This is a genomic window from Pseudomonas sp. MHK4 (assembly GCF_054600775.1).
In genome coordinates, this window is the sequence record NZ_BAAIAK010000002.1 from 564,952 (window position 1) to 585,303 (window position 20,352).

The following is a 20,352-nucleotide window of genomic DNA, read 5'->3' on the forward strand; positions in this document are numbered from 1 at the left end:
GTGAGTCCTGCCATGTTCAAGTTTTCTGCCCATGAGTATCCCTACGCTTCACAGCGTCAAAGTGTCTTCGCCAAACGCGGCATGGTCGCCGCTTCGCAGCCATTGGCAGCCGAAGCCGGCATTGAAATCATGCGTCGCGGCGGCAACGCCATCGATGCAGCGATCGCCACGGCCGCGGCCCTGACGGTGGTCGAACCCACCGGTTGCGGGATTGGCGGCGACGCCTTTGCGTTGGTCTGGACGCAAGACAAACTGCACGGCCTGAACGCCAACGGTGCTGCCCCCCAAGCCCTGAGCATCGAGGCGGTGAAGGCGGCCGGTCATGAAAAGATGCCGTTGCATGGCTGGACGCCCGTGACCGTGCCGGGCTGTCCATCCGCCTGGGCAGAGTTGTCCACGCGTTTCGGTCGCCTGCCCTTTGCCGATTTGTTGCAGCCGGCGATCAGCCTGGCGCGGGATGGGTTCCCGCTGTCGCCGGTGGTTGCGTTGCAGTGGCAAACCGCGCTGGAGGACTTCACCCCGGATCGTAACGACGTGCTGGAAAGCTGGTTCGAAACCTTTCTGATCGACGGCCGCGCACCTCGGGCAGGCGAACTGTTTCGCAACCCGGCCCAGGCCCGCACCTTGAGCGAACTGGCGGCCACCGGTTGTGAAAGCTTTTATCGCGGGGCGCTGGCGCAACGCCTGGACGCCCATTCGCGCGCCACGGGCGGCTATCTGCGCGCCAGTGATTTGCAAGACTACCGCGCCCAGTGGGTCGAGCCGATCAAGGTCAACTACCGCGGCGTCGACGTCTGGGAGATTCCGCCGAGCGGCCAGGGACTCGTGGCCTTGATGACACTGAAGATTCTCGAAGGCTTCGATTTCGACCACCGTGACAGCCAACAGACCTGGCACCGTCAGCTCGAAGCCATGAAACTCGCCTACAGCGACGGGCTGCACTACATCACGGACCCGCAGCACATGCGGGTCGCCGTGGATGACCTGCTCAGCGACGCCTACGCCAGCCATCGCCGGGCGCAGATCGGTGAACGCGCGGTGGCACCCCAACCGGGCGACCCCCATGCCAGTGGCACAGTCTACCTGGCCACCGCCGACGCTGACGGCAACATGGTGTCATTCATCCAGAGCAACTATCACGGATTCGGTTCCGGCGTGGTGTTGCCGGACAGCGGCATCGCCCTGCAAAACCGCGGTGAAGAGTTCAGCCTTGATCCCGCTCACGCCAATTGCCTGGCACCCGGGAAAAAGACCTTCCACACCATCATTCCAGGGTTTCTCAGCAAGGACGGTGAGGCCTTGGGGCCTTTTGGCGTGATGGGCGGCTACATGCAGCCCCAGGGCCATGTGCAGATGGTCATGAACCTGGTGGATTTCGGGCTCAACCCACAAGCGGCTTTGGATGCTCCACGCTGGCAGTGGTTGGGCGACATGAAGGTAGGCATCGAGCAGGACGCCTCGCGGGACATGGCGGCGGCACTGGCTCGTCGCGGGCACGAAGTGCAGGTGGTGTGTGATCGCACCAGTTACGGGCGTGGACAAATCATCCTGCGCGACCCAACAACCGGTGTGTTGTGTGGCGGGACCGAGCCGCGAGCGGACTCGCATATAGCGGTATTTTAAAAGCTGAAGGGGGGCGTCTTCCCTGACGCCATCGCAGCTTAGTGTTTATGCGATTGATTCTCAAGTGCTATTTGCCATTAGTTTGCCCCATTGCCACAAGGCTTCTCTTGCCAACTGATGTTCTTTTGATATGATCCGCGCCATCGAATTTGCGACACATCAAGACTTCATTAGCCTGAAGCCATAAGCCAGAAAACTGGCAAAAAAAAGACCCGGCAAAAAGCCGGGTCAAAAACCGTGATTAGCCTGATGAGGAGATAGTCCAGGAGACCGACCTAAGGTCACCTGGGCCATCGACTGATCTCGCGACCAGCTGATGCAATAATAATCATTCTCGTTTGCAAGTCAAACGATTTTGTCTGCGCGTCAGGAAAATTCTTTCCTGTCCTTCTGTTCAGCACCTTCCCGCTAGCCATTCTTGCCGCCCTCCAGGGAGCGGTTCACCATTGCCTTTGCCATGTCGATCATATGCACCGTCGAGAGCGCCAGGTCCCGATGAGCACCGTGCAGGTGGCTGGCTGACTCGTAGGCGGTGGCGGCGGCGCAACGCAGCAAGCCGGAAGCATGCACCAGGGCATCTTCGATGCTGATATTACGGTTTACGTCAAACAGATGCTCCTGCGCCGCGGCCTCTGCAACAGCTGGTTTCAAGTAGTAATCCAACGCTCGCTGTGCGGCGGCAGAGCCCTGGGGGGTGTTGAGGGACGTATCGATTTGCATGTCGGGCAAGTCGTTGCTGGGTGGATTCATGGTCAAGGCGAGCTCCGTGATAAATTCAGGTCGTGAAACCATCCTAATACGTTACGTATTTGTGACAATAGTATTAATACTACATTTTGTGTTTTGTCCGCCGAGGGCCGCCACGTATCGTGCCGCACATGGATAAATGGATAGAATTGGTCAAGGCCAAGATGAGTGACCTCAAGATCACTCAGGAAATACTCGCCGACCGCCTCGGGATGTCCCAGGGTGGTATCGGGCATTGGCTGACAAAACGCCGACAGCCGGGCATCGACGACATGAATCGTGTCCTGCAGGCGCTGGGCCTGGGCTTTCTCGAGGTGGCGCTGGTGATTCGCGAGCCTGCGCACGAACAGGACGACGAGGTTTGCCTGACGCAAAAGTACAACCCGTACTTTCGCTACCCGGTCAGTGACTGGCGGGACACCGCGCAGGTGCGCGATGGGGAGCAGGCGACATACCGTTTCGAACTGTCCGACTACCACGCCCGAGGCGCGGCGTTCTGGCTGACGGTGGCTGGCGACGCGATGACCGCACCCAGTGGCCCCAGCATTGCAGAGGGCATGTTGATCCTGGTGGACCCGGATGTGGAAGCCGTGCCAGGCAAACTGGTGATCGCGCAATGGCCGGACAGTAACGAGGCGATTTTCCGCAAGTTGAGCGAAGAGGGCGGGCAGCGTTACCTGGTCCCGCTCAATCCGACCTATCCGAAAAGCCTGTTTAGCGAAGAGTGCCGAATCATCGGCGTGGTGGTCCAGGCCACCGTGAAGTTCTAGCCAGGCCGGCCGGCGCCATGGGCACGGCCGGCCTGGCGGTCAGGCTTCTTCCAGTTCGACCAGCGCACTGCCTTCGCTGACCATCTCGCCTTCCTGGCAATACAGCGCCTTGATCACACCGGCATGGGGCGCGCGGATGCTGTGCTCCATCTTCATCGCCTCCAGCACCACCAGTTGCGCCCCGGCCTCGACCGTTTGCCCGGCCTCTACCAGCACACGCACGATGCTGCCATTCATGGGGGCGGTGAGTCCGCCGTGATGGCTGTGACTGGCTTCGACGGCCGTGATCGGGTCGTAGGTCTCGATTCGGCGCAGTTCGCCTTGCCATTGCAGGTACAGGTAGTCACCACGGCGGATCGCCCGGTGCTGGCGGCGCACGCCCTCGTGCTCGGTCAGCAAGTGCTCGCCGGTGAGTCGTGCGTTGTGGGACTGGGGGTTGCCCAGGGTCAACGCGCGGTCCTGGTCTTCGCAACTCAAGTGCAGGGTGATTTGCGCGGGCAAGCCGGCGCGCAGGCCGTTGCCGATCGCCCAGGGCGAGCTCGGATCATCGACACGCGACTTGCTGTGCAGGCTCTGGGCAAACGCCTGGGCGGCGGCTTGCCAGAACTCGTCGCTGAGCGTCGCAGGCTGTGGCAGCAGCTGTTCCTGGTAACGCGGGATGAACCCGGTATCGAGTTCGGCCTGGGCAAACGCCGGATGGCCGATGATTCGCCGCAGGAAGTTGATGTTGGTCTTGAGCCCGCCAATCGCGAATTCATCGAGCATGCCCAGCAAGCGCAGGCGCGCCTGTTCGCGGTCTTCGCCCCAGGCAATCAGCTTGCCGAGCATCGGGTCGTAGAATGGCGAAATCTCATCGCCTTCTTCAACGCCGCTGTCCACCCGGCGACCTGCACCCGGCGCGGATTCGCGATACAGCTCGAGGCGACCGGTCGCGGGCAGGAAGTCGTTGCCCGGATCTTCGGCATACAACCGCACTTCAATCGCGTGACCGTTCAGCGGTACCTGTTCCTGGGTCATTGGCAACGCTTCGCCACGGGCCACGCGGATCTGCCAGGCCACCAGGTCAAGACCGGTGATGGCTTCGGTCACCGGGTGTTCGACCTGCAGGCGGGTGTTCATCTCCATGAAGAAGAACTCGCCGCGGGCATCGAGCAGGAATTCCACGGTGCCGGCTCCGACATAACCGATGGCCTGTGCCGAACGCACAGCCGCTTCGCCCATGGCCCGGCGCAGTTCAGGGCTCAGGCCGGGTGCCGGTGCTTCTTCGACGACTTTCTGGTGCCGCCGCTGGATCGAGCAGTCGCGTTCATTGAGGTACAGGCAGTTGCCGTGTTGATCGGCGAAGACCTGAATCTCCACGTGACGGGGTTTGAGCAGGTACTTCTCCACCAGCATCCGCGAATCGCCGAACGACGATTGTGCTTCGCGCTGGGCGGAGGCCAGGGCTTCGGCCAACTGGCTGACGTCCTCGACCACTTTCATGCCCTTGCCGCCGCCGCCGGCCGTGGCCTTGAGCAGCACGGGGTAGCCGATACGCTCGCAGGCGGAGCGGAAGGTCTCGAGGTCCTGGGCTTCACCGTGGTAGCCCGGTACCAACGGCACGCCGGCAGTTTCCATCAAGGCCTTGGCCGCGGATTTGCTGCCCATGGCGTCGATGGCCGAGGCGGGCGGACCGAGGAAGATCAGGCCGGCGGCTTCGATGGCGCGGGCGAACCCGGCGTTCTCTGACAAAAAACCGTAACCGGGGTGGATCGCCTGGGCACCGCTGGCCTTCGCGGCGGCGATCAGCTTGTCGATTTGCAGGTAACTGTCGGCGGCCTTGCTGCCACCGAGGTCGACGCGGATATCGGCTTCACGGCTGTGCCGGGCATCGCGGTCGGTGGCGCTGTGCACGGCCACGGTGGTCAGGCCCAGGGCCTTGGCGGTGCGCATCACCCGGCAGGCGATCTCGCCGCGGTTGGCCACCAGCAGGGTAGTGAGGACAGGTGCGCTCATCAACGCGGCTCCTTGGTGGTGGTTGCGGCTTGCCAGCTCGGCGGACGTTTTTGCAGAAAGGCGCGCAGGCCTTCCTGGCCTTCGGGGCTGACGCGAATGCGAGCGATGGCATTCTCGGTGTAGCGACGCAGGGACGGGGTCAACGAGCCGTCGCCGACTTCACGCAGCAAGTCCTTGCTGGCGCGCATGGCGGCCGGGCTGTTGAGCAGCAGGTTGTCGATCCACTGCTGGATCTTCTGTTCCAGCTCGGCGGTCGGGTAGCTCTCCGACAACAGGCCGAGTTCCCGTGCCCGTTGCCCGCCGAAACGTTCGGCGGTCAGGGCATAACGCCGCGTCGCGCGTTCGCCGATGGCTTGTACCACGAATGGGCTGATCACCGCCGGCGCCAGGCCGATACGCACTTCCGACAGGCAGAATTGCGCGTCATCGGCGCCGATGGCCATGTCGCAGCAACTGATCAGGCCCAACGCGCCGCCGAAGGCTGCACCTTGCACCACCGCCAGGGTCGGGATCTTCAACTTGGCGAGGTTGTACATCAGCTCCGCCAGTTCCCGGGCGTCGTCGAGATTGGTGGCGTAGTCAAGTTCGGCCGATTGCTGCATCCAGGCCAGGTCGGCACCGGCGCTGAAATGTTTGCCACGACCGCGCACGATCAGGAATCGCAGGCTGGCATCGCTGGCCACTTTGTCCAGGGCGATGATCAGTTCGCGGATCATCTCGGCGTTGAAGGCGTTGTTCTTTTCTTCACGGCTGAGCCACAGCGTGGCGAAACCACGCGGGTCGGTCAGCAGTTCGAGGGTATTGAAGTCGCTCATATTCATCCGTCTCCACAACTCTGTCCCTGTAGGAGCGAGCTTGCTCGCGATGGTCTCAAGGGCGACGCGTTCATTCAGAACATACGCGTTATCGTTAACGTCCATCGCGAGCAAGCTCGCTCCTACAAGGTCGGATCACATCCGGAACACGCCGAAGCGGCTCGGTTCGATTGGCGCGTTCAACGACGCGGACAAGGCCAGTGCCAGCACGTCGCGGGTCTGGGCCGGGTCGATGACGCCGTCATCCCACAGGCGCGCGCTGGAGTAGTAGGGGTGACCCTGCTCTTCATACTGGTCGAGGATCGGTTGCTTGATCTCGGCTTCCTGCTCGGCGCTGAAACCCTGGCCGGCACGCTCTGCCTGCTCGCGCTTGACCTGAACCAGCACGCCGGCCGCCTGTTCGGCACCCATCACGCCGATGCGCGCGTTTGGCCACATCCACAGGAAGCGCGGATCGTAGGCCCGGCCGCACATGCCGTAGTTACCGGCACCGAAGCTGCCGCCGATGATCACGGTGAACTTCGGCACCTTGGCGCAGGCCACCGCGGTCACCAGTTTCGCGCCGTGCTTGGCGATGCCACCGGCTTCGTATTTCTGGCCGACCATGAAGCCGGTGATGTTTTGCAGGAACAAAAGCGGGATGCCGCGCTGGCAAGCCAGCTCGATGAAGTGCGCGCCTTTCTGTGCCGCTTCGGCGAACAGGATGCCGTTGTTGGCGAGGATGGCGATCGGATAACCGTGCAGGTAGGCAAAGCCGCACACCAATGTAGTCCCGAACAAGGCCTTGAACTCGTCGAACACCGAACCGTCCACCAGCCGCGCGATGACTTCGCGCACGTCGAACGGTTGCTTGGCATCGGCCGGCACGACGCCATACAACTCGTCGCTGGCATAGAGCGGGGCGATCGGGGTGCGTTGCTGCACTTCGCCCTGTTTGCGCCAGTTGAGATTGGCGACGCTGCGCCGGGCCAGGGCCAGGGCGTGCTCATCGCTTTCGGCGTAATGGTCGGCCACACCGGAGATCTTGCAGTGTACATCGGCCCCGCCAAGATCTTCGGCGCTGACCACTTCGCCCGTCGCGGCTTTCACCAGCGGTGGGCCGGCGAGGAAGATTGTCGCCTGCTCGCGCACCATGATGGCCTCGTCGGCCATGGCCGGTACGTAGGCGCCGCCCGCGGTGCAGGAGCCCATGACCACGGCAATCTGCGGGATGCCCATTGCGCTCATGTTGGCCTGGTTGAAGAAGATCCGGCCGAAGTGTTCACGGTCCGGAAACACTTCGTCCTGGCGCGGCAGGTTGGCGCCGCCAGAGTCCACCAGATAGATGCACGGCAAGCGGTTTTGCTGGGCAATTGTCTGGGCGCGCAGGTGCTTTTTCACGGTCAGCGGGTAGTACGAGCCACCTTTTACCGTGGCATCGTTGGCGACGATCATGCATTCGACGCCTTCCACGCGGCCGATCCCGGCAATCACACCGGCGGCGGGCACGTCTTCGCCGTACACCTCGTAGGCCGCCAGCTGGCTGATTTCCAGAAACGGCGAGCCTGGGTCGAGCAGGCGGTTGATGCGCTCGCGGGGCAGCAGTTTGCCACGGGAGGTGTGGCGTTCTTGCGCTTTCGGGCCGCCACCTTGTGCCACTTGGGCAAGCAGGGTGTGCAGGGCGTCGACCTGTTTGAGCATCGCTGCGCTGTTGGTCGCGAACTCCGCCGAGCGGGGGTTGAGCTGGGTATGCAGAATAGCCATGGACAGCTCCGTTTAGCGGGTTTCGTTGAACAGCTCACGCCCGATCAGCATGCGACGGATCTCACTGGTGCCGGCGCCGATTTCGTACAGTTTGGCGTCACGCAGCAGGCGACCGGCCGGGAATTCGTTGATGTAGCCGTTGCCGCCGAGAATCTGGATCGCGTCCAGGGCCATCTGCGTGGCGCGCTCGGCGCTGTAGAGGATCACGCCGGCAGCGTCCTTGCGGGTGGTTTCGCCGCGCTCGCAGGCCTGGGCTACCGCATAGAGGTAGGCGCGGCTGGCGTTGAGCTGGGTATACATGTCGGCGACCTTGCCCTGGATCAGCTGGAACTCGCCGATGCTCTGGCCGAACTGCTTGCGGTCGTGGATGTACGGTACGATCAGGTCCATGCAGGCCTGCATGATCCCGGTCGGGCCGCCGGACAGCACGACGCGCTCGTAATCGAGGCCGCTCATCAGCACCTTCACGCCGCCGTTGAGCACGCCGAGGATGTTCTCCTCCGGTACTTCCACGTCATCGAAGAACAGCTCACAAGTGTTCGAGCCGCGCATGCCGAGCTTGTCGAACTTGTTGCTGCGGCTGAAGCCCTTCCAGTCACGCTCGACGATGAAAGCGGTGATGCCGTGGGGGCCCTTTTCCAGGTCGGTCTTGGCGTAGATCACGTAGGTGTTGGCGTCCGGACCATTGGTGATCCAGGTCTTGCTGCCGTTGAGCACGTACTTGTCGCCACGCTTGTCGGCGCGCAGTTTCATCGAGACCACGTCTGAGCCGGCGTTAGGTTCGCTCATCGCGAGGGCGCCGATGTGTTCGCCGCTGATCAGCTTCGGCAGGTATTTGGCTTTCTGTTCGTGGTTGCCGTTGCGGTTGATCTGGTTGACGCAGAGGTTGGAGTGCGCGCCATAGGACAGGGCGACAGAGGCCGAGCCGCGGCTGATTTCTTCCATCGCGACCACGTGCGCCAGGTAACCCAGGCCTGCACCGCCGTATTCTTCCGGCACGGTAATGCCCAGCAGGCCCATGTCGCCGAATTTGCGCCACAGGTCGGCGGGGAACAGGTTGTCGATGTCGATCTGAGCGGCGCGCGGGGCGATCTCCTTGGCGACGAAGGACTGAACCTGATCGCGCAGCATGTCGATGGTTTCACCGAGGGCAAAGTTCAGGGATGGGTAGCTCATGGGTCACCTTTGGCTTTTTTTGTAGGGTGGGGAGGGCAGTGATTCAGCTCTCACCTTTACGTTAACGTAAACCTGTGACGAATGGCTGTCAATCGCCCTTTACGTTAACGTCAACTTGAGCGAGAGTAGGGGCATTGAATCCTGTAGGAGCGGGCTTGCCCGCGAAGGCGTCGGACCTGTCGACATCAGTGTTGAGCGTGCCGGCCTCTTCGCTGGCAAGCCAGCTCCTACAGGGACCATTAGCAACCCATTAATAAAGACAATAGGGGTCGTCATGGATCAACCCAGTGCAAGCCCGCAACGCAGTTACACCCGTGGTTCCCAGGACAAAGCCTTGCTGGCGATGACCATCGGCCAGGCGTTCGACAACACAGTTGCCCAGTACCCGGACGGGGAGGCGCTGGTGGTGCGCCATCAACAGCTGCGTTACACCTGGCGACAACTGGCGGACGCGGCAGACCTGCATGCCAGGGCGCTGCTGGCGCTGGGCCTGCAAGCCGGCGACCGTCTCGGCATCTGGGCCCCAAACTGCGCCCAGTGGTGCATCACGCAGATTGCCACGGCGAAAATCGGCGTGATCCTGGTCAACATCAACCCGGCCTACCGCAGTTCCGAACTCGAATACGTGTTGAAGCAGTCCGGCTGCCAGTGGCTGGTCAGCGCCGGGGCTTTCAAGTCTTCCAACTATCACGAGATGTTGCAGGGTCTGGTGCCGGAACTGGCGGAGCAATCCATCGGCCAATTGCACAGCGAGCGCCTGCCGGATCTACGCGGGGTCATCAGCCTGGATGCGCAGCCGCCGGCCGGTTTCCTGCCATGGTCGCAACTGACCGAACGGGCGGGCAGCGTATCGGTAGAGCAATTGCATGAACGCCAAAACAGCCTGCACTTCGATCAGGCGGTGAACATCCAGTACACCTCCGGCACCACCGGCTTCCCCAAGGGCGCGACCCTCAGCCACTACAACATTCTCAATAATGGCTACATGGTCGGTGAAAGCCTGGGCCTTACCGCCGTCGACCGGTTGGTGATCCCGGTGCCGTTGTACCACTGCTTTGGCATGGTCATGGGCAACCTCGGCTGCATCACCCACGGCAGCACCATGATCTACCCCAACGACGCGTTCGATCCGCTGCTGACCCTCAGCACCGTCGCCGAAGAACAGGCCACCGCGCTGTATGGCGTGCCGACCATGTTCATCGCCATGCTCGATCAACCCCAACGCGGCGATTTCGACCTGTCCAGCCTGCGCACCGGGATCATGGCCGGTGCCACCTGTCCGATCGAGGTCATGCGCCGGGTCATCAGCGAAATGCACATGAGCGAAGTGCAGATTGCCTATGGCATGACCGAAACCAGTCCGGTGTCGTTGCAGACCGGTCCGTCGGACGACCTGGAATTGCGCGTGACCACGGTCGGCCGTACCCAGCCACAGCTGGAAAGCAAGATCATCGACGAAGCGGGCAACCTGGTGCCCCGTGGCACCATCGGTGAGCTGTGTACCCGCGGTTACAGTGTGATGCTCGGTTACTGGAACAACCCGCAAGGCACGGCGGAAGCCATCGACCAGGCCGGCTGGATGCACACCGGTGACTTGGCGAGCATGAATGACGAGGGCTACGTGTGCATTGCGGGGCGCAACAAGGACATGATCATCCGCGGCGGCGAGAACATTTACCCGCGCGAGTTGGAAGAGTTCTTCTTCACCCACCCGGCAGTGGCCGATGTGCAGGTGATCGGCATTCCTTGCTCGCGTTATGGCGAGGAGATCGTCGCCTGGATCAAGTTCCACCCCGGCCACAGTGCCACCGAGCAGGAGCTGCAAGCCTGGTGTAAGGAGCGCATCGCGCACTTCAAGACGCCGCGTCATTTCAAGTTCGTGGAAGAGTTTCCGATGACGGTGACGGGCAAGATCCAGAAATTCCGGATGCGCGAGATCAGCATCGAGGAGTTGCGCATCAATAAGGCCTGACTCATTCCCTTGTAGGAGCGAGCTTGCTCGCGAAGAACTCAAGAGTGTCGCGTTGATCCAGAATGAGCGCGTTATCGTTGACGACCTTCGCGAGCAAGCTCGCTCCTACACAGGGACGTGGAAATCTCAAATACCAGACAGCACAAAGGGGAGCCGAAGCTCCCCTTTAATTTTCGTTGCGTGCTCTTTTTTTATTATTGAGGGGCGGTCTGTTTTTGTTTTTGGTGACCGTTGACCCTTTACCGCTGTTTTTGTCGATCCCCATCCGGGATCAAGAGCAAACGTATTTTTTTGAGCGCTGATCTACTTTCTCGCTGAGCGATCCAACCAGTTCGGGAGCTACCTGAAGGTAGTTTTATTATTCTCTGCCCGGTTGCGGGTATCTCCGAAAAGCACCCTGAAAAGCACATCCTCTCCAAAAAAATCTGTTAGCTGCGTCTCTGCCGTGTTGTTTTTGTTATGTCAGAGTCGTTACGTCTTGTTTTTATTAGGGGTGTCGCCAATTTTTTTATTCTTGTTATGCGATAGATATAGCAGGAGCCGTGCCAACTTTTAAAAATCCTTTAAAAACAATAACTTAGATTTTCGTAAGGTTTTCGGCTTCAGGGAAAACCCTGGATTCTGTTTCCGTGTTACTCGCTTTCGCCCACATTCAGGAGGTAGCGGTAACACCCCGACACACCCGCACACTCACTGTGCGCTACGCGCCTTGGCCACGCGCGAACCGGTAGGTCGACCCAGTACGTTGCAGATTTGCTGGCCGGCCAGGATCAGCGCATCCAGGTCAATTCCGGTCTCGATCCCGAGGCCATTGAGCAGGTAAACCACGTCCTCGGTGGCCACGTTACCGCTGGCACCCTTGGCATAAGGGCAGCCGCCAAGACCGGCGATGGAGCTGTCGAACACCGAGATGCCTTCCAGCAGACTGGCATAGATGTTGGCCATTGCCTGGCCATAAGTGTCGTGGAAGTGCCCGGCCAGTTTGTCCCGCGGCACCTGGGCCGACACCACCTCGAACATCTTGCGCGTGGCGCCTGCGGTGCCGGTGCCGATGGTGTCGCCCAGCGAAACCTCGTAACAGCCCATGGCGTAGAGCTCACGGGCCACATGCGCTACCTGTTCCGGTGCAACGTGACCTTCATAGGGGCAGCCCAGCACGCAGGACACGTAACCGCGCACGCTGACGCCATGCTGCTTCGCGGCCTCCATGATGGGCACGAAGCGCTCCAGGCTTTCGCTGATCGAGCAATTGATGTTGCGCTGGGAAAACGCTTCGGACGCCGCGGCGAACACTGCGACTTCCTTGACCCCGCAGGCGAGGGCATCTTCAAAGCCGCGCAGGTTGGGGGCGAGGGCGCCGTAGGTGACGCCTGGTTTGCGCTGGATCTGCGCGAAGACATCGGCGGATCCCGCCATCTGCGGCACCCACTTGGGCGAAACGAAACTGCCGACTTCTATATAGCCAAGGCCCGCAGCCGTCAGCGCATCGACCAGTCGGACCTTGTCGGCAACGCTGATGGGTTGGGCTTCGTTTTGCAGACCGTCGCGGGGGCCGACTTCGACCAGGCGTACGTGGGTGGGAAGAGACATGGGATTCGACCTCTGCTGATTTTTCGGAAACCCTGTAGGAGCGAGCTTGCTCGCGAAGGGCGTTAACGATGACGAGGACAGTCTGAATGCACGCGGTGCCCTGACGTCCATTCGCGAGCAAGCTCGCTCCTACACGACTTGTTGACTCTTGAGCGTTTGTTCCAGGGCCAGGACGCAACGCTCTTCAGCGGTATCGAGCTCCAGTTTCATCTGTTCGATGTCCAGCAGTTGCTGTTCCAGCTGTTCACGGCGCTCGCTGATTTTTGCCAGCATGCTGTGCAGTTGCTTGGTGTTACCGCTGGACGGATCGTAGAGCTCGATCAGCTCCCGGCATTCGGCCAGGGAAAAGCCGATGCGCTTGCCCCGCAGGATCAGCTTGAGGCTGACCTTGTCGCGAGGTGAGTAAATGCGTTCCTGGCCGCGCCGCTCGGGGCTGAGCAGGCCTTGTTCTTCATAGAAACGAATGGCCCGGGTGGTGATGTCGAGCTCGCGTGCGAGGTCGGAAATGCTGTATGTCTGGCTGCTCATGGGCGCGCTCGCAAAAGGTCATGCGCTAAGCTAATGGCAGGTTGACGTTTACGTCAAGGGGCGTGAGTTTTGGGTGTTCTTGCTGATCTCTTCGCGAGCAAGCCCGCTCCCACCTTTGATTTGCGTCGAACACAAATACTGTGTTCAGCAAAGATTAAGTGTGGGAGCGGGCTTGCTCGCGAAACACGATAACGCGGTGTAACGCCTCACACCGTGTCCAGTTTCTTCTCCTGCGCCGTCACCTGCTGGCACAACTCGATCATCTGCTCGCGCATCCAGCGGTTCGCCGGGTCCTGGTCAGTGCTTTCGTGCCAGTACAGGTGGGTTTCCACCGGCGGCACATCGTTGACCGGCAGATAAAAGGCGTGCAAGTCATTACGGCGCGCGAAGCGTTCCGGCACGGTCATGACCATGTCGGTCTGCTGCAACACCTGCGAGGCCATCAGGTAATGCTGTGAGCGCAGGGCGATCTTGCGCTGGATGCCCATTTTGCCCAGGGCCAGGTCGACATAGCCCAGGCCGCTGCGCCGGCTGGAAATGTGGATGTGGGTCAGGCCCAGGTAATCATCAAGGGTGAATTTTTCCTTGCCCGCCAGCGGGTGCCCCTTGCGCATGGCGCACACATAGCGGTCTTCCATCAGCTTGACGTGGCGCACCTGCGGGTCGGTATTGAGCGGTGCATCGACGGCGAAGTCGAGCCGGCCCGCGGCCAGTTCCTTGGTGGTCTCGCGACGCTTGGACAAGAAGCTTTCGATGATCACGGTCGGCGCCAGGCGGCGCAGGCGCTGGAACAGCGGCGGCAGGATCACCGCTTCGGTGAGGTCGGTCATGCTGATGCGGTAGGTCTTGACCGCCTGCAAGGGATTGAAGATGCGGCTTTCCTGCACCGAAACGCGCAGCAACGAAAGTGCGTTGCGTACCGGGCCGATAATGTTTTGCGCCATGGGCGTAGGCACCATGCCCTGGGCGGTGCGCACGAACAAAGGGTCGTTGAACGTCTCGCGCAACCGGGCCAGCGCGTTGGATACCGCAGGTTGGGTAATCCCGACAATCTGTCCGGCGCGGGTCAGGTTGGCCTCGGTGTAGATCGCGTCGAAGACGATGAAAAGGTTGAGGTCGACCTTGCTCAGATTCATTGCGCTGCACTCTTGTTTTAGGTGGGCTCGATCAGTCGATCATATATCGGTGATGAATGTTTATACACGCCGAGAATAGGCTAGGTAAATTTTCATGGCTGTTCTAGCATCGATTGCATGACTGAACAACACCTCAAAACCCCGTTGAAAAGGTAGAGCTGGCCATGGATTTCGCTTATTCGCCCAAGGTGCAAGAACTGCGTGAGCGCGTGACCGCGTTCATGGACACCTACGTCTATCCCGCCGAAGCGGTATTCGAGCGCCAGGTCGCCGAGGGCGACCGTTGGCAGCCGACCGCGATCATGGAAGAACTCAAGCTCAAGGCCAAGGCTGAAGGCTTGTGGAATTTGTTTCTGCCTGAGTCCGAACTCGGCGCCGGCCTGACCAACCTCCAATACGCGCCGCTGGCTGAAATCATGGGGCGTTCGCTGCTGGGACCCGAGCCGTTCAACTGCTCGGCCCCGGATACGGGCAACATGGAAGTGCTGGTGCGCTACGCCAACGAAGAACAGAAACAACGCTGGCTCGAACCCTTGCTGCGCGGCGAGATCCGCTCGGCGTTCGCCATGACCGAGCCGGACGTCGCGTCTTCCGACGCCACCAACATGGCCGCCCGTGCCGTGCGCGACGGTGACGAGTGGGTGATCAACGGCAAGAAATGGTGGACCTCCGGTGCTTGCGATCCTCGTTGCAAGATCCTGATCTTCATGGGGCTGAGCAACCCCGACGCACCGCGCCATGCGCAGCACTCGATGATCCTGGTACCGGTAGACACCCCCGGCGTGAAAATCCTGCGGCCGTTGCCCGTGTTTGGCTATGACGATGCCCCCCACGGCCACGCCGAAGTGCTGTTTGAAAATGTTCGGGTGCCGTACGAAAACGTCCTCTTGGGTGAAGGACGCGGCTTCGAAATCGCCCAAGGTCGTCTTGGCCCGGGTCGCATTCACCACTGCATGCGTTCGATCGGCATGGCAGAGCGTGCGCTGGAACTGATGTGTAAACGCTCGGTGAACCGCACGGCGTTCGGTAAACCCCTGGCGCGCCTGGGCGGCAACATTGACAAGATCGCCGATTCGCGGATGGAGATCGACATGGCCCGCCTGCTGACGCTCAAGGCGGCGTACATGATGGATACCGTCGGCAACAAAGTGGCGAAGAGTGAAATCGCGCAGATCAAGGTGGTGGCACCGAACGTGGCCTTGCGCGTGATCGACCGGGCGATCCAGATCCATGGCGGGGCAGGGGTTTCCAACGATTTCCCACTGGCCTACATGTATGCCATGCAGCGCACCCTGCGCCTGGCGGACGGTCCGGATGAAGTGCACCGCGCGGCCATTGGCAAGTTCGAGATCGGCAAGTACGTGCCTGAAGAGATGTTGCGTAGCAGTCATTAAGACGTCAGCGCGGGCCCAATCAGGGTCCGCGCTCACTCAGCGCGTTCAATCCACGCTGGGCAGTCCGTAGAACACCCGCGCGCAAGCCGTACTGTGGGCGGCCAGGTCTTCCTGGCTTTCGCCGCGGTGCAAGGCCACCTCGCGCAACACTTGCGTCAGGTACGCCGGCTCGTTGCGACCGTTTTTCGGTTTGGGGCGAAGGCTGCGCGGTAACAGGTACGGCGCATCGCTCTCCAGCATTAACCGTCCGCGTGGGATCTCCTTGACCAAGGGGTGCAAATGCGTGCCTCGGCGCTCATCGCAAATCCAGCCGGTGATGCCGATGTGCAAATCCATGTCCAGGTAACTGAACAGCGCTTTCTTTTCGCCGGTGAAGCAGTGCACCACCGCGGCCGGCAATTGATCGCGATAGTCCCGCAGGATTTCCAGCAGGCGCTGGCTGGCATCGCGTTCGTGCAGGAACACCGGCATTTGCAGTTCGACCGCTAGCGCCAGGTGTTCCTCGAGGACTTTCTCCTGCTGTGGGCGCGGTGAAAAATCGCGATTGAAATCCAGGCCGCATTCACCGACCGCCACGATGTCAGGTTCCTTCAGCAAACTGCGCAGGCGCCGGGCGCTGTCGGCATTCCAGTCGCTGGCGGCGTGGGGATGAATACCGGCAGTGGCAAACAGCCGTTGCCCTGTTTCATCCAGTTGCCGGCACAACTCCAGCGCCTGTTCGCTGCCCTCGACATTGGTGCCGGTGAGTACCAATTGGCAGACCCCGGCGGCATAGGCGCGGTCCAGTACTGCCTGGTGCTTGTCGGCAAAACTGGGGTTGGTCAGGTTGACGCCGATATCGATGAGTTGCATGGTGCTACCTCGGGCCCGGGGCCGCAAAGCATACCAGAGCTCTAGATTTATTAGAAAAGCCAAGAACTACAACGAGTTATAGCGGTCTCTTAATGTCGCGAACGAGTCTGGGTGGTGGCGATGCCATCATTGTGCCGGTCTTTCGCGCGTTGCCAGCGCTTCAGGCGCTCTGTTTCTGTCGCTTGATTGCATGCATTCATGTGGTCGACCTGAATTCTTTGCGGAGAGTGGATGATCCGTCCCTCGGTCTTGCTACTGCTGTGTTGCTCGCTGCTGCTGCCGATGTCGGCGGTTGCGCGTCTGCCCGGGCCGCTGCAAGCCGTGCCGGCATCCAAGGTTCGTGACCTCACGGACATCCGCAGCAGCCGTGTGCTGCGCGTGCTGGTCAATCAGAGCCGCAACAGCTCCGGCGAAGTCCAGGGCCAGGCCATCGGTGTCGAATATCATCGCCTGCGCGCTTTCGAGCAATACCTCAACGGCCACGCCCGCGACGGCCAGGAAATCACCCTCAAGATCATTCCCAAAGCCAAGGATCAATTGCTCGGTGCGTTGCAGCGGGGGGAGGGCGACCTGGTAGCCCCCGGCGAATTGCTCGACCTGCAGCCGGGCTTCGCCGTCAGCAGCAGTGAGCCGGTTGCCAGTGACATCCCGCTGGTGCTGGTGGGGATCAAGGGCGAACGTCGCTACACCCGTCTCGAACAACTGTCGGGCAAAACCCTGGCGTTGCCCAACGGCAGCGCCGCCGGTGATGCCATCAGCCAGATCAATCAAAAGCTGGCGTTACATAAACTGCCGCCCGTCAAGATCGAGTGGGTCGACCCGAGCCTGGCGGTCGAGGACGTGCTGGAGATGGTTCAGGGCGGGATCTTCCATCTGACCATCGTCGAACTACCGATTGCCGAACGCTGGGGCAAGATCCTGCCGAAGTTGCGGGTCGATCGCCAGGTGCTCATCAGCGAGCCGGGCGAAGAGTTCTGGTTCGTGCGCCGCGACGCGTCGATGCTGCGGGCCAGCATCGATCGTTTCCTGGCAGGCTATAAAAAGCCGTCGGACCAGGATGCGGCGTTCTTGCGCATCTATCGACGCCAGTACCAGGTCCACTATCCGCTGGCCAAGGCTGATCGCCAGCGCCTGGAAAAGCTGCGGCCGGTACTGCAAAAGCATGCAACCGCCCAGGACATGGACTGGCTGAACCTGGCGGCGCTGGCGTTCAAGGAGTCCGGCCTGCAGCCCGCGGCGCGCAGTGGCGGTGCACCGACCGGGCTGATGCAGATCACGCCGTCAGCGGCGCAGCGCGTCGGTGTGAACAACATTCAAGAGTTGGATGCAAATGTACAGGCCGGGGCCAAGTACCTGGCGATGATTCGCCGCAAGTTCTTCGCCAGCCCCAAGCTCAACGAGCGCGAGCGCATGGCCTTTGTGCTGGCGGCCTACAACATCGGTCCGGAGCGGGTGCAGGGGATGCGTGCCGAGGCTAGGCGACGGGGCTTGAATCCGAATCAGTGGTTCTTTCAGGTTGAACGCATCGCCATGGAGCAGGTGGGAATGGGACCTGTCAGCTATGTTAATAGCGTGAACAAGTATTACTTGGCGTTCGATCGGGAGCGGGAGTCGTTGGAGCCCCAGGGGCAAACAGTTGCCTTGCGTAAATGATCGAATAAACTGATTGTTATGGCGGATTATTTGCGCTTTTAACATGAGATTTACTGATTAATATAGCGGCCGACCAACACACACATCAAGGGATGTCACAGCATGAGCTCACTGATCAACAAGGTATTGTTTACCCGCGCCGGCTTCGGCCTGACCGTTTTGCGGATTTTCGTCGGCATCATCTTCGCTGCCCACGGTTCGCAGAAACTCTTCGGCGCATTCGGTGGTTATGGCCTAGCGGGCACTGCGCAGTACATGGAAAGCATAGGCCTGGCACCGGGTTACCTGATGGCGACGCTGGCGGGCGGCACCGAGTTCTTCGGCGGCCTGGCACTGATCATCGGCTTGCTGGTACGTCCGGCGGCGCTGGGCTTGACCTTCCTTTCGCTGGTGGCAATTTTTACCGTGCATATCAGCAATGGCCTGTTCATGGCCAACAACGGCTATGAATTCGCCCTGGCATTGCTCGGTGGCAGCATCGCGGTACTGATCGAAGGGGCCGGCAAGCTGTCGGCGGACCGCGCCATCGCCGGCTGACTGTTTTTCAAGCAGACAAAAAAATGCCCGTATCACGGGCATTTTTTGTTGGGTGCATCAGAACCCGAGTCGGTCGCGTAATCCGTAGTACCAGGCTCCCAGTGCGGCAAAGGGTGTACGCAGCAGCTGTCCACCCGGGAACGGGTAGTGGGGCAGGTCGGCAAAGGCGTCGAAACGTTCAGCCTGACCGCGCAGTGCCTCGGCCAGGACCTTGCCCGCCAGGTGCGTGTAGGTGACGCCGTGGCCGCTGCAACCCTGGGAGTAATAGATGTTGTCGCCCAGTCGCCCGACCTGAGGAAGGCGCGACAGGGTCAGCAGGAAATTTCCGGTCCAGGCGTAGTCGATCTTCACATCCTTGAGCTGCGGGAACGCCTTGAGCATCTTCGGCCGAATGATCGCTTCGATGTTCGCCGGATCCCTTGCGCCATACACCACGCCGCCGCCGAAAATCAGACGCTTGTCGCCGCTCAGGCGGTAGTAGTCGAGCAGGTAGTTGCAGTCTTCGACGCAGTAGTCCTGGGGCAGCAGGCTTTTCGCCAACTCATCGCCCAAGGGCTCCGTAGTGATCACCTGGGTGCCGCAAGGCATCGATTTGGCCGCCAGCTCCGGCACCAGGTTGCCCAGGTAGGCGTTGCCCGCCACGATGATGAACTTGGCCCTGACCTTGCCCTGAGGCGTTTGCACGACCGGGCTGGTACCGCGCTCGATGCGCACCGCCGGTGATTGCTCATAAATGGTGCCACCCAGCGACTCCACGGCCGCCGCTTCACCCAGCGCCAGGTTGAGCGGATGGATATGCCCGCCACTCATGTCGAGCATGCCACCGATATATTGATCGCAAGCCACGACCTCGCGGATGCGGCGCTGATCCAGCAGCTCCAGCTGCGTATGCCCGAATCGCTCCCACAAACGCTTCTGGGCTTCCAGATGTCCCATCTGTTTGTCAGTGATGGCGGCAAACACGCCGCCGTCCTTCAAGTCGCACTGAATGTCGTACCTGGCCACCCGATCACGGATGATCCGCCCGCCCTCGAACGCCATCTGCCCCAGCAACTGAGCCTGCCGCGGACCAACACTGCGCTCGATGACATCGATATCACGGCTGTAGCTGTTGACGATCTGACCTCCATTGCGCCCCGACGCACCAAAACCCACCCTGGCCGCTTCCAGCACCGTCACCCGAAAGCCGTGCTCCAGCAGAAACAGGGCCGAGGACAGCCCGGTATAACCGGCGCCGATCACGCAGACGTCCGTCTCGACCTCACCCTGCAACGACGGACGCGGCGGCACCGCATTGGCCGATGCAGCGTAATACGACTCTGGGTAAGGGGTGTTCGCCATCCTGCAGCCTCTGTTTAATAAATTTAACGATAGTGCCGATCCTACCCGAGTTGCAAAACCGCCGCCAGCCACCGAAAAATCTTCCTTGCCGCAGCAAATTTAAATATTTTGCATATTCATAGGGTTAGCGCGAAAAAAGGTGTTGACACCCTTCCGGAATTCCGTAGAATGCCGCCTCACAGCAGGCACGTAGCTCAGTTGGTTAGAGCACCACCTTGACATGGTGGGGGTCGTTGGTTCGAGTCCAATCGCGCCTACCAAACAAAATCCGCTCTGCTGGGCGGTCTGGAAGGGCTCACCGAAAGGTGGGCCCTTTTTTGTTGTCTGTGATTTGAGAAGCCTTGCAAAGCCCTCGCTCGAAACGCCCATTCGACGCCTTGCACTGCCCGCATTATTGAATGCGTTTTAATCCCACCACATTCCCGTCCAGTTTGGCGCGCTCGCTCCACGCACTGGTCACAACTTGGACCTCGTAACGTT

Annotated in this window: 16 protein-coding genes and 1 tRNA gene; 7 read left to right on the forward strand and 10 right to left on the reverse strand. The window is 60.8% G+C overall.

The window, feature by feature from the left end; translation table 11 throughout:
* Positions 1–12 precede the first annotated feature (12 nt).
* Complete coding sequence (locus tag ACYP2Q_RS07510; protein ID WP_459729926.1) at positions 13–1,623, forward strand: gamma-glutamyltransferase family protein; 1,611 nt, start codon at positions 13–15, stop codon at positions 1,621–1,623.
* Between the two features lie 408 nt (positions 1,624–2,031).
* Here the strand turns inward: ACYP2Q_RS07510 and ACYP2Q_RS07515 are convergent, their stop codons facing one another.
* Positions 2,032–2,373 carry a DUF6124 family protein gene (locus ACYP2Q_RS07515; RefSeq protein ID WP_459729927.1) on the reverse strand — a complete coding sequence of 114 codons (342 nt, stop codon included), beginning with the start codon at positions 2,371–2,373 and terminating at the stop codon, positions 2,032–2,034.
* A 128-nt stretch (positions 2,374–2,501) separates the two neighbouring features.
* Between ACYP2Q_RS07515 and ACYP2Q_RS07520 the strand changes: the two genes are divergently transcribed.
* Positions 2,502–3,140: a LexA family protein gene (locus ACYP2Q_RS07520; RefSeq protein WP_459729928.1), complete on the forward strand. Its 639-nt coding sequence runs from the start codon at positions 2,502–2,504 to the stop codon at positions 3,138–3,140.
* A 39-nt stretch (positions 3,141–3,179) separates the two neighbouring features.
* On the opposite strand, the gene ACYP2Q_RS07525 is transcribed toward ACYP2Q_RS07520, so the two are convergent.
* The 4 genes from ACYP2Q_RS07525 to ACYP2Q_RS07540 all read right to left on the reverse strand — a co-directional run bounded on the left by ACYP2Q_RS07525 (position 3,180) and on the right by ACYP2Q_RS07540 (position 8,869).
* Positions 3,180–5,135: an acetyl/propionyl/methylcrotonyl-CoA carboxylase subunit alpha gene (locus ACYP2Q_RS07525; protein ID WP_459729929.1), complete on the reverse strand. Its 1,956-nt coding sequence runs from the start codon at positions 5,133–5,135 to the stop codon at positions 3,180–3,182.
* Positions 5,135–5,950 (reverse strand): gamma-carboxygeranoyl-CoA hydratase, encoded by an 816-nt coding sequence (locus ACYP2Q_RS07530; protein ID WP_459729930.1) that lies wholly within the window; start codon positions 5,948–5,950, stop codon positions 5,135–5,137. The genes ACYP2Q_RS07525 and ACYP2Q_RS07530 overlap by 1 nt, the downstream gene beginning before the upstream one ends.
* Before the next feature lie 135 nt (positions 5,951–6,085).
* Positions 6,086–7,693 carry a carboxyl transferase domain-containing protein gene (locus ACYP2Q_RS07535; protein ID WP_459729931.1) on the reverse strand — a complete coding sequence of 536 codons (1,608 nt, stop codon included), beginning with the start codon at positions 7,691–7,693 and terminating at the stop codon, positions 6,086–6,088.
* A 12-nt stretch (positions 7,694–7,705) separates the two neighbouring features.
* Complete coding sequence (locus ACYP2Q_RS07540) at positions 7,706–8,869, reverse strand: isovaleryl-CoA dehydrogenase (RefSeq protein ID WP_056724068.1); 1,164 nt, start codon at positions 8,867–8,869, stop codon at positions 7,706–7,708.
* Between the two features lie 274 nt (positions 8,870–9,143).
* Between ACYP2Q_RS07540 and ACYP2Q_RS07545 the strand changes: the two genes are divergently transcribed.
* Positions 9,144–10,841, forward strand: coding sequence for an AMP-binding protein (locus ACYP2Q_RS07545; protein ID WP_459729932.1), 1,698 nt, complete (start codon positions 9,144–9,146; stop codon positions 10,839–10,841).
* 690 nt (positions 10,842–11,531) lie between these two features.
* On the opposite strand, the gene ACYP2Q_RS07550 is transcribed toward ACYP2Q_RS07545, so the two are convergent.
* The 3 genes from ACYP2Q_RS07550 to ACYP2Q_RS07560 all read right to left on the reverse strand — a co-directional run bounded on the left by ACYP2Q_RS07550 (position 11,532) and on the right by ACYP2Q_RS07560 (position 14,095).
* A complete protein-coding gene (locus tag ACYP2Q_RS07550) occupies positions 11,532–12,431 on the reverse strand; it encodes a hydroxymethylglutaryl-CoA lyase (RefSeq protein ID WP_459729933.1) in 900 nt (299 codons plus the stop codon).
* A 129-nt stretch (positions 12,432–12,560) separates the two neighbouring features.
* Positions 12,561–12,959 carry a MerR family transcriptional regulator gene (locus tag ACYP2Q_RS07555; protein WP_459729934.1) on the reverse strand — a complete coding sequence of 133 codons (399 nt, stop codon included), beginning with the start codon at positions 12,957–12,959 and terminating at the stop codon, positions 12,561–12,563.
* A 206-nt stretch (positions 12,960–13,165) separates the two neighbouring features.
* Positions 13,166–14,095: a LysR family transcriptional regulator gene (locus ACYP2Q_RS07560; protein WP_459729935.1), complete on the reverse strand. Its 930-nt coding sequence runs from the start codon at positions 14,093–14,095 to the stop codon at positions 13,166–13,168.
* A gap of 164 nt (positions 14,096–14,259) precedes the next feature.
* On the opposite strand from ACYP2Q_RS07560, the gene ACYP2Q_RS07565 reads away from it, so the two are divergent.
* Positions 14,260–15,489, forward strand: a complete 1,230-nt coding sequence (locus tag ACYP2Q_RS07565; RefSeq protein ID WP_459729936.1) for an acyl-CoA dehydrogenase — start codon at positions 14,260–14,262, stop codon at positions 15,487–15,489.
* 45 nt (positions 15,490–15,534) lie between these two features.
* On the opposite strand, the gene ACYP2Q_RS07570 is transcribed toward ACYP2Q_RS07565, so the two are convergent.
* Positions 15,535–16,341, reverse strand: coding sequence for a TatD family hydrolase (locus ACYP2Q_RS07570; RefSeq protein ID WP_459729937.1), 807 nt, complete (start codon positions 16,339–16,341; stop codon positions 15,535–15,537).
* Positions 16,342–16,572: 231 nt separating this feature from the next.
* Between ACYP2Q_RS07570 and ACYP2Q_RS07575 the strand changes: the two genes are divergently transcribed.
* Positions 16,573–17,994 carry an MltF family protein gene (locus tag ACYP2Q_RS07575; RefSeq protein WP_459729938.1) on the forward strand — a complete coding sequence of 474 codons (1,422 nt, stop codon included), beginning with the start codon at positions 16,573–16,575 and terminating at the stop codon, positions 17,992–17,994.
* 102 nt (positions 17,995–18,096) lie between these two features.
* On the forward strand, positions 18,097–18,531 hold the full coding sequence (locus tag ACYP2Q_RS07580; RefSeq protein ID WP_459729939.1) for a DoxX family protein: 435 nt from the start codon (positions 18,097–18,099) through the stop codon (positions 18,529–18,531).
* A 57-nt stretch (positions 18,532–18,588) separates the two neighbouring features.
* Here ACYP2Q_RS07580 and ACYP2Q_RS07585 read toward each other — a convergent pair whose 3' ends face one another.
* The gene (locus ACYP2Q_RS07585; RefSeq protein ID WP_459729940.1) at positions 18,589–19,872 is read right to left on the reverse strand and encodes an NAD(P)/FAD-dependent oxidoreductase; all 1,284 of its coding nucleotides are present in this window, start codon (positions 19,870–19,872) and stop codon (positions 18,589–18,591) included.
* Positions 19,873–20,055: 183 nt separating this feature from the next.
* On the opposite strand from ACYP2Q_RS07585, the gene ACYP2Q_RS07590 reads away from it, so the two are divergent.
* A tRNA-Val gene (locus ACYP2Q_RS07590) sits at positions 20,056–20,132 on the forward strand.
* The last annotated feature ends 220 nt before the right edge of the window (positions 20,133–20,352 follow it).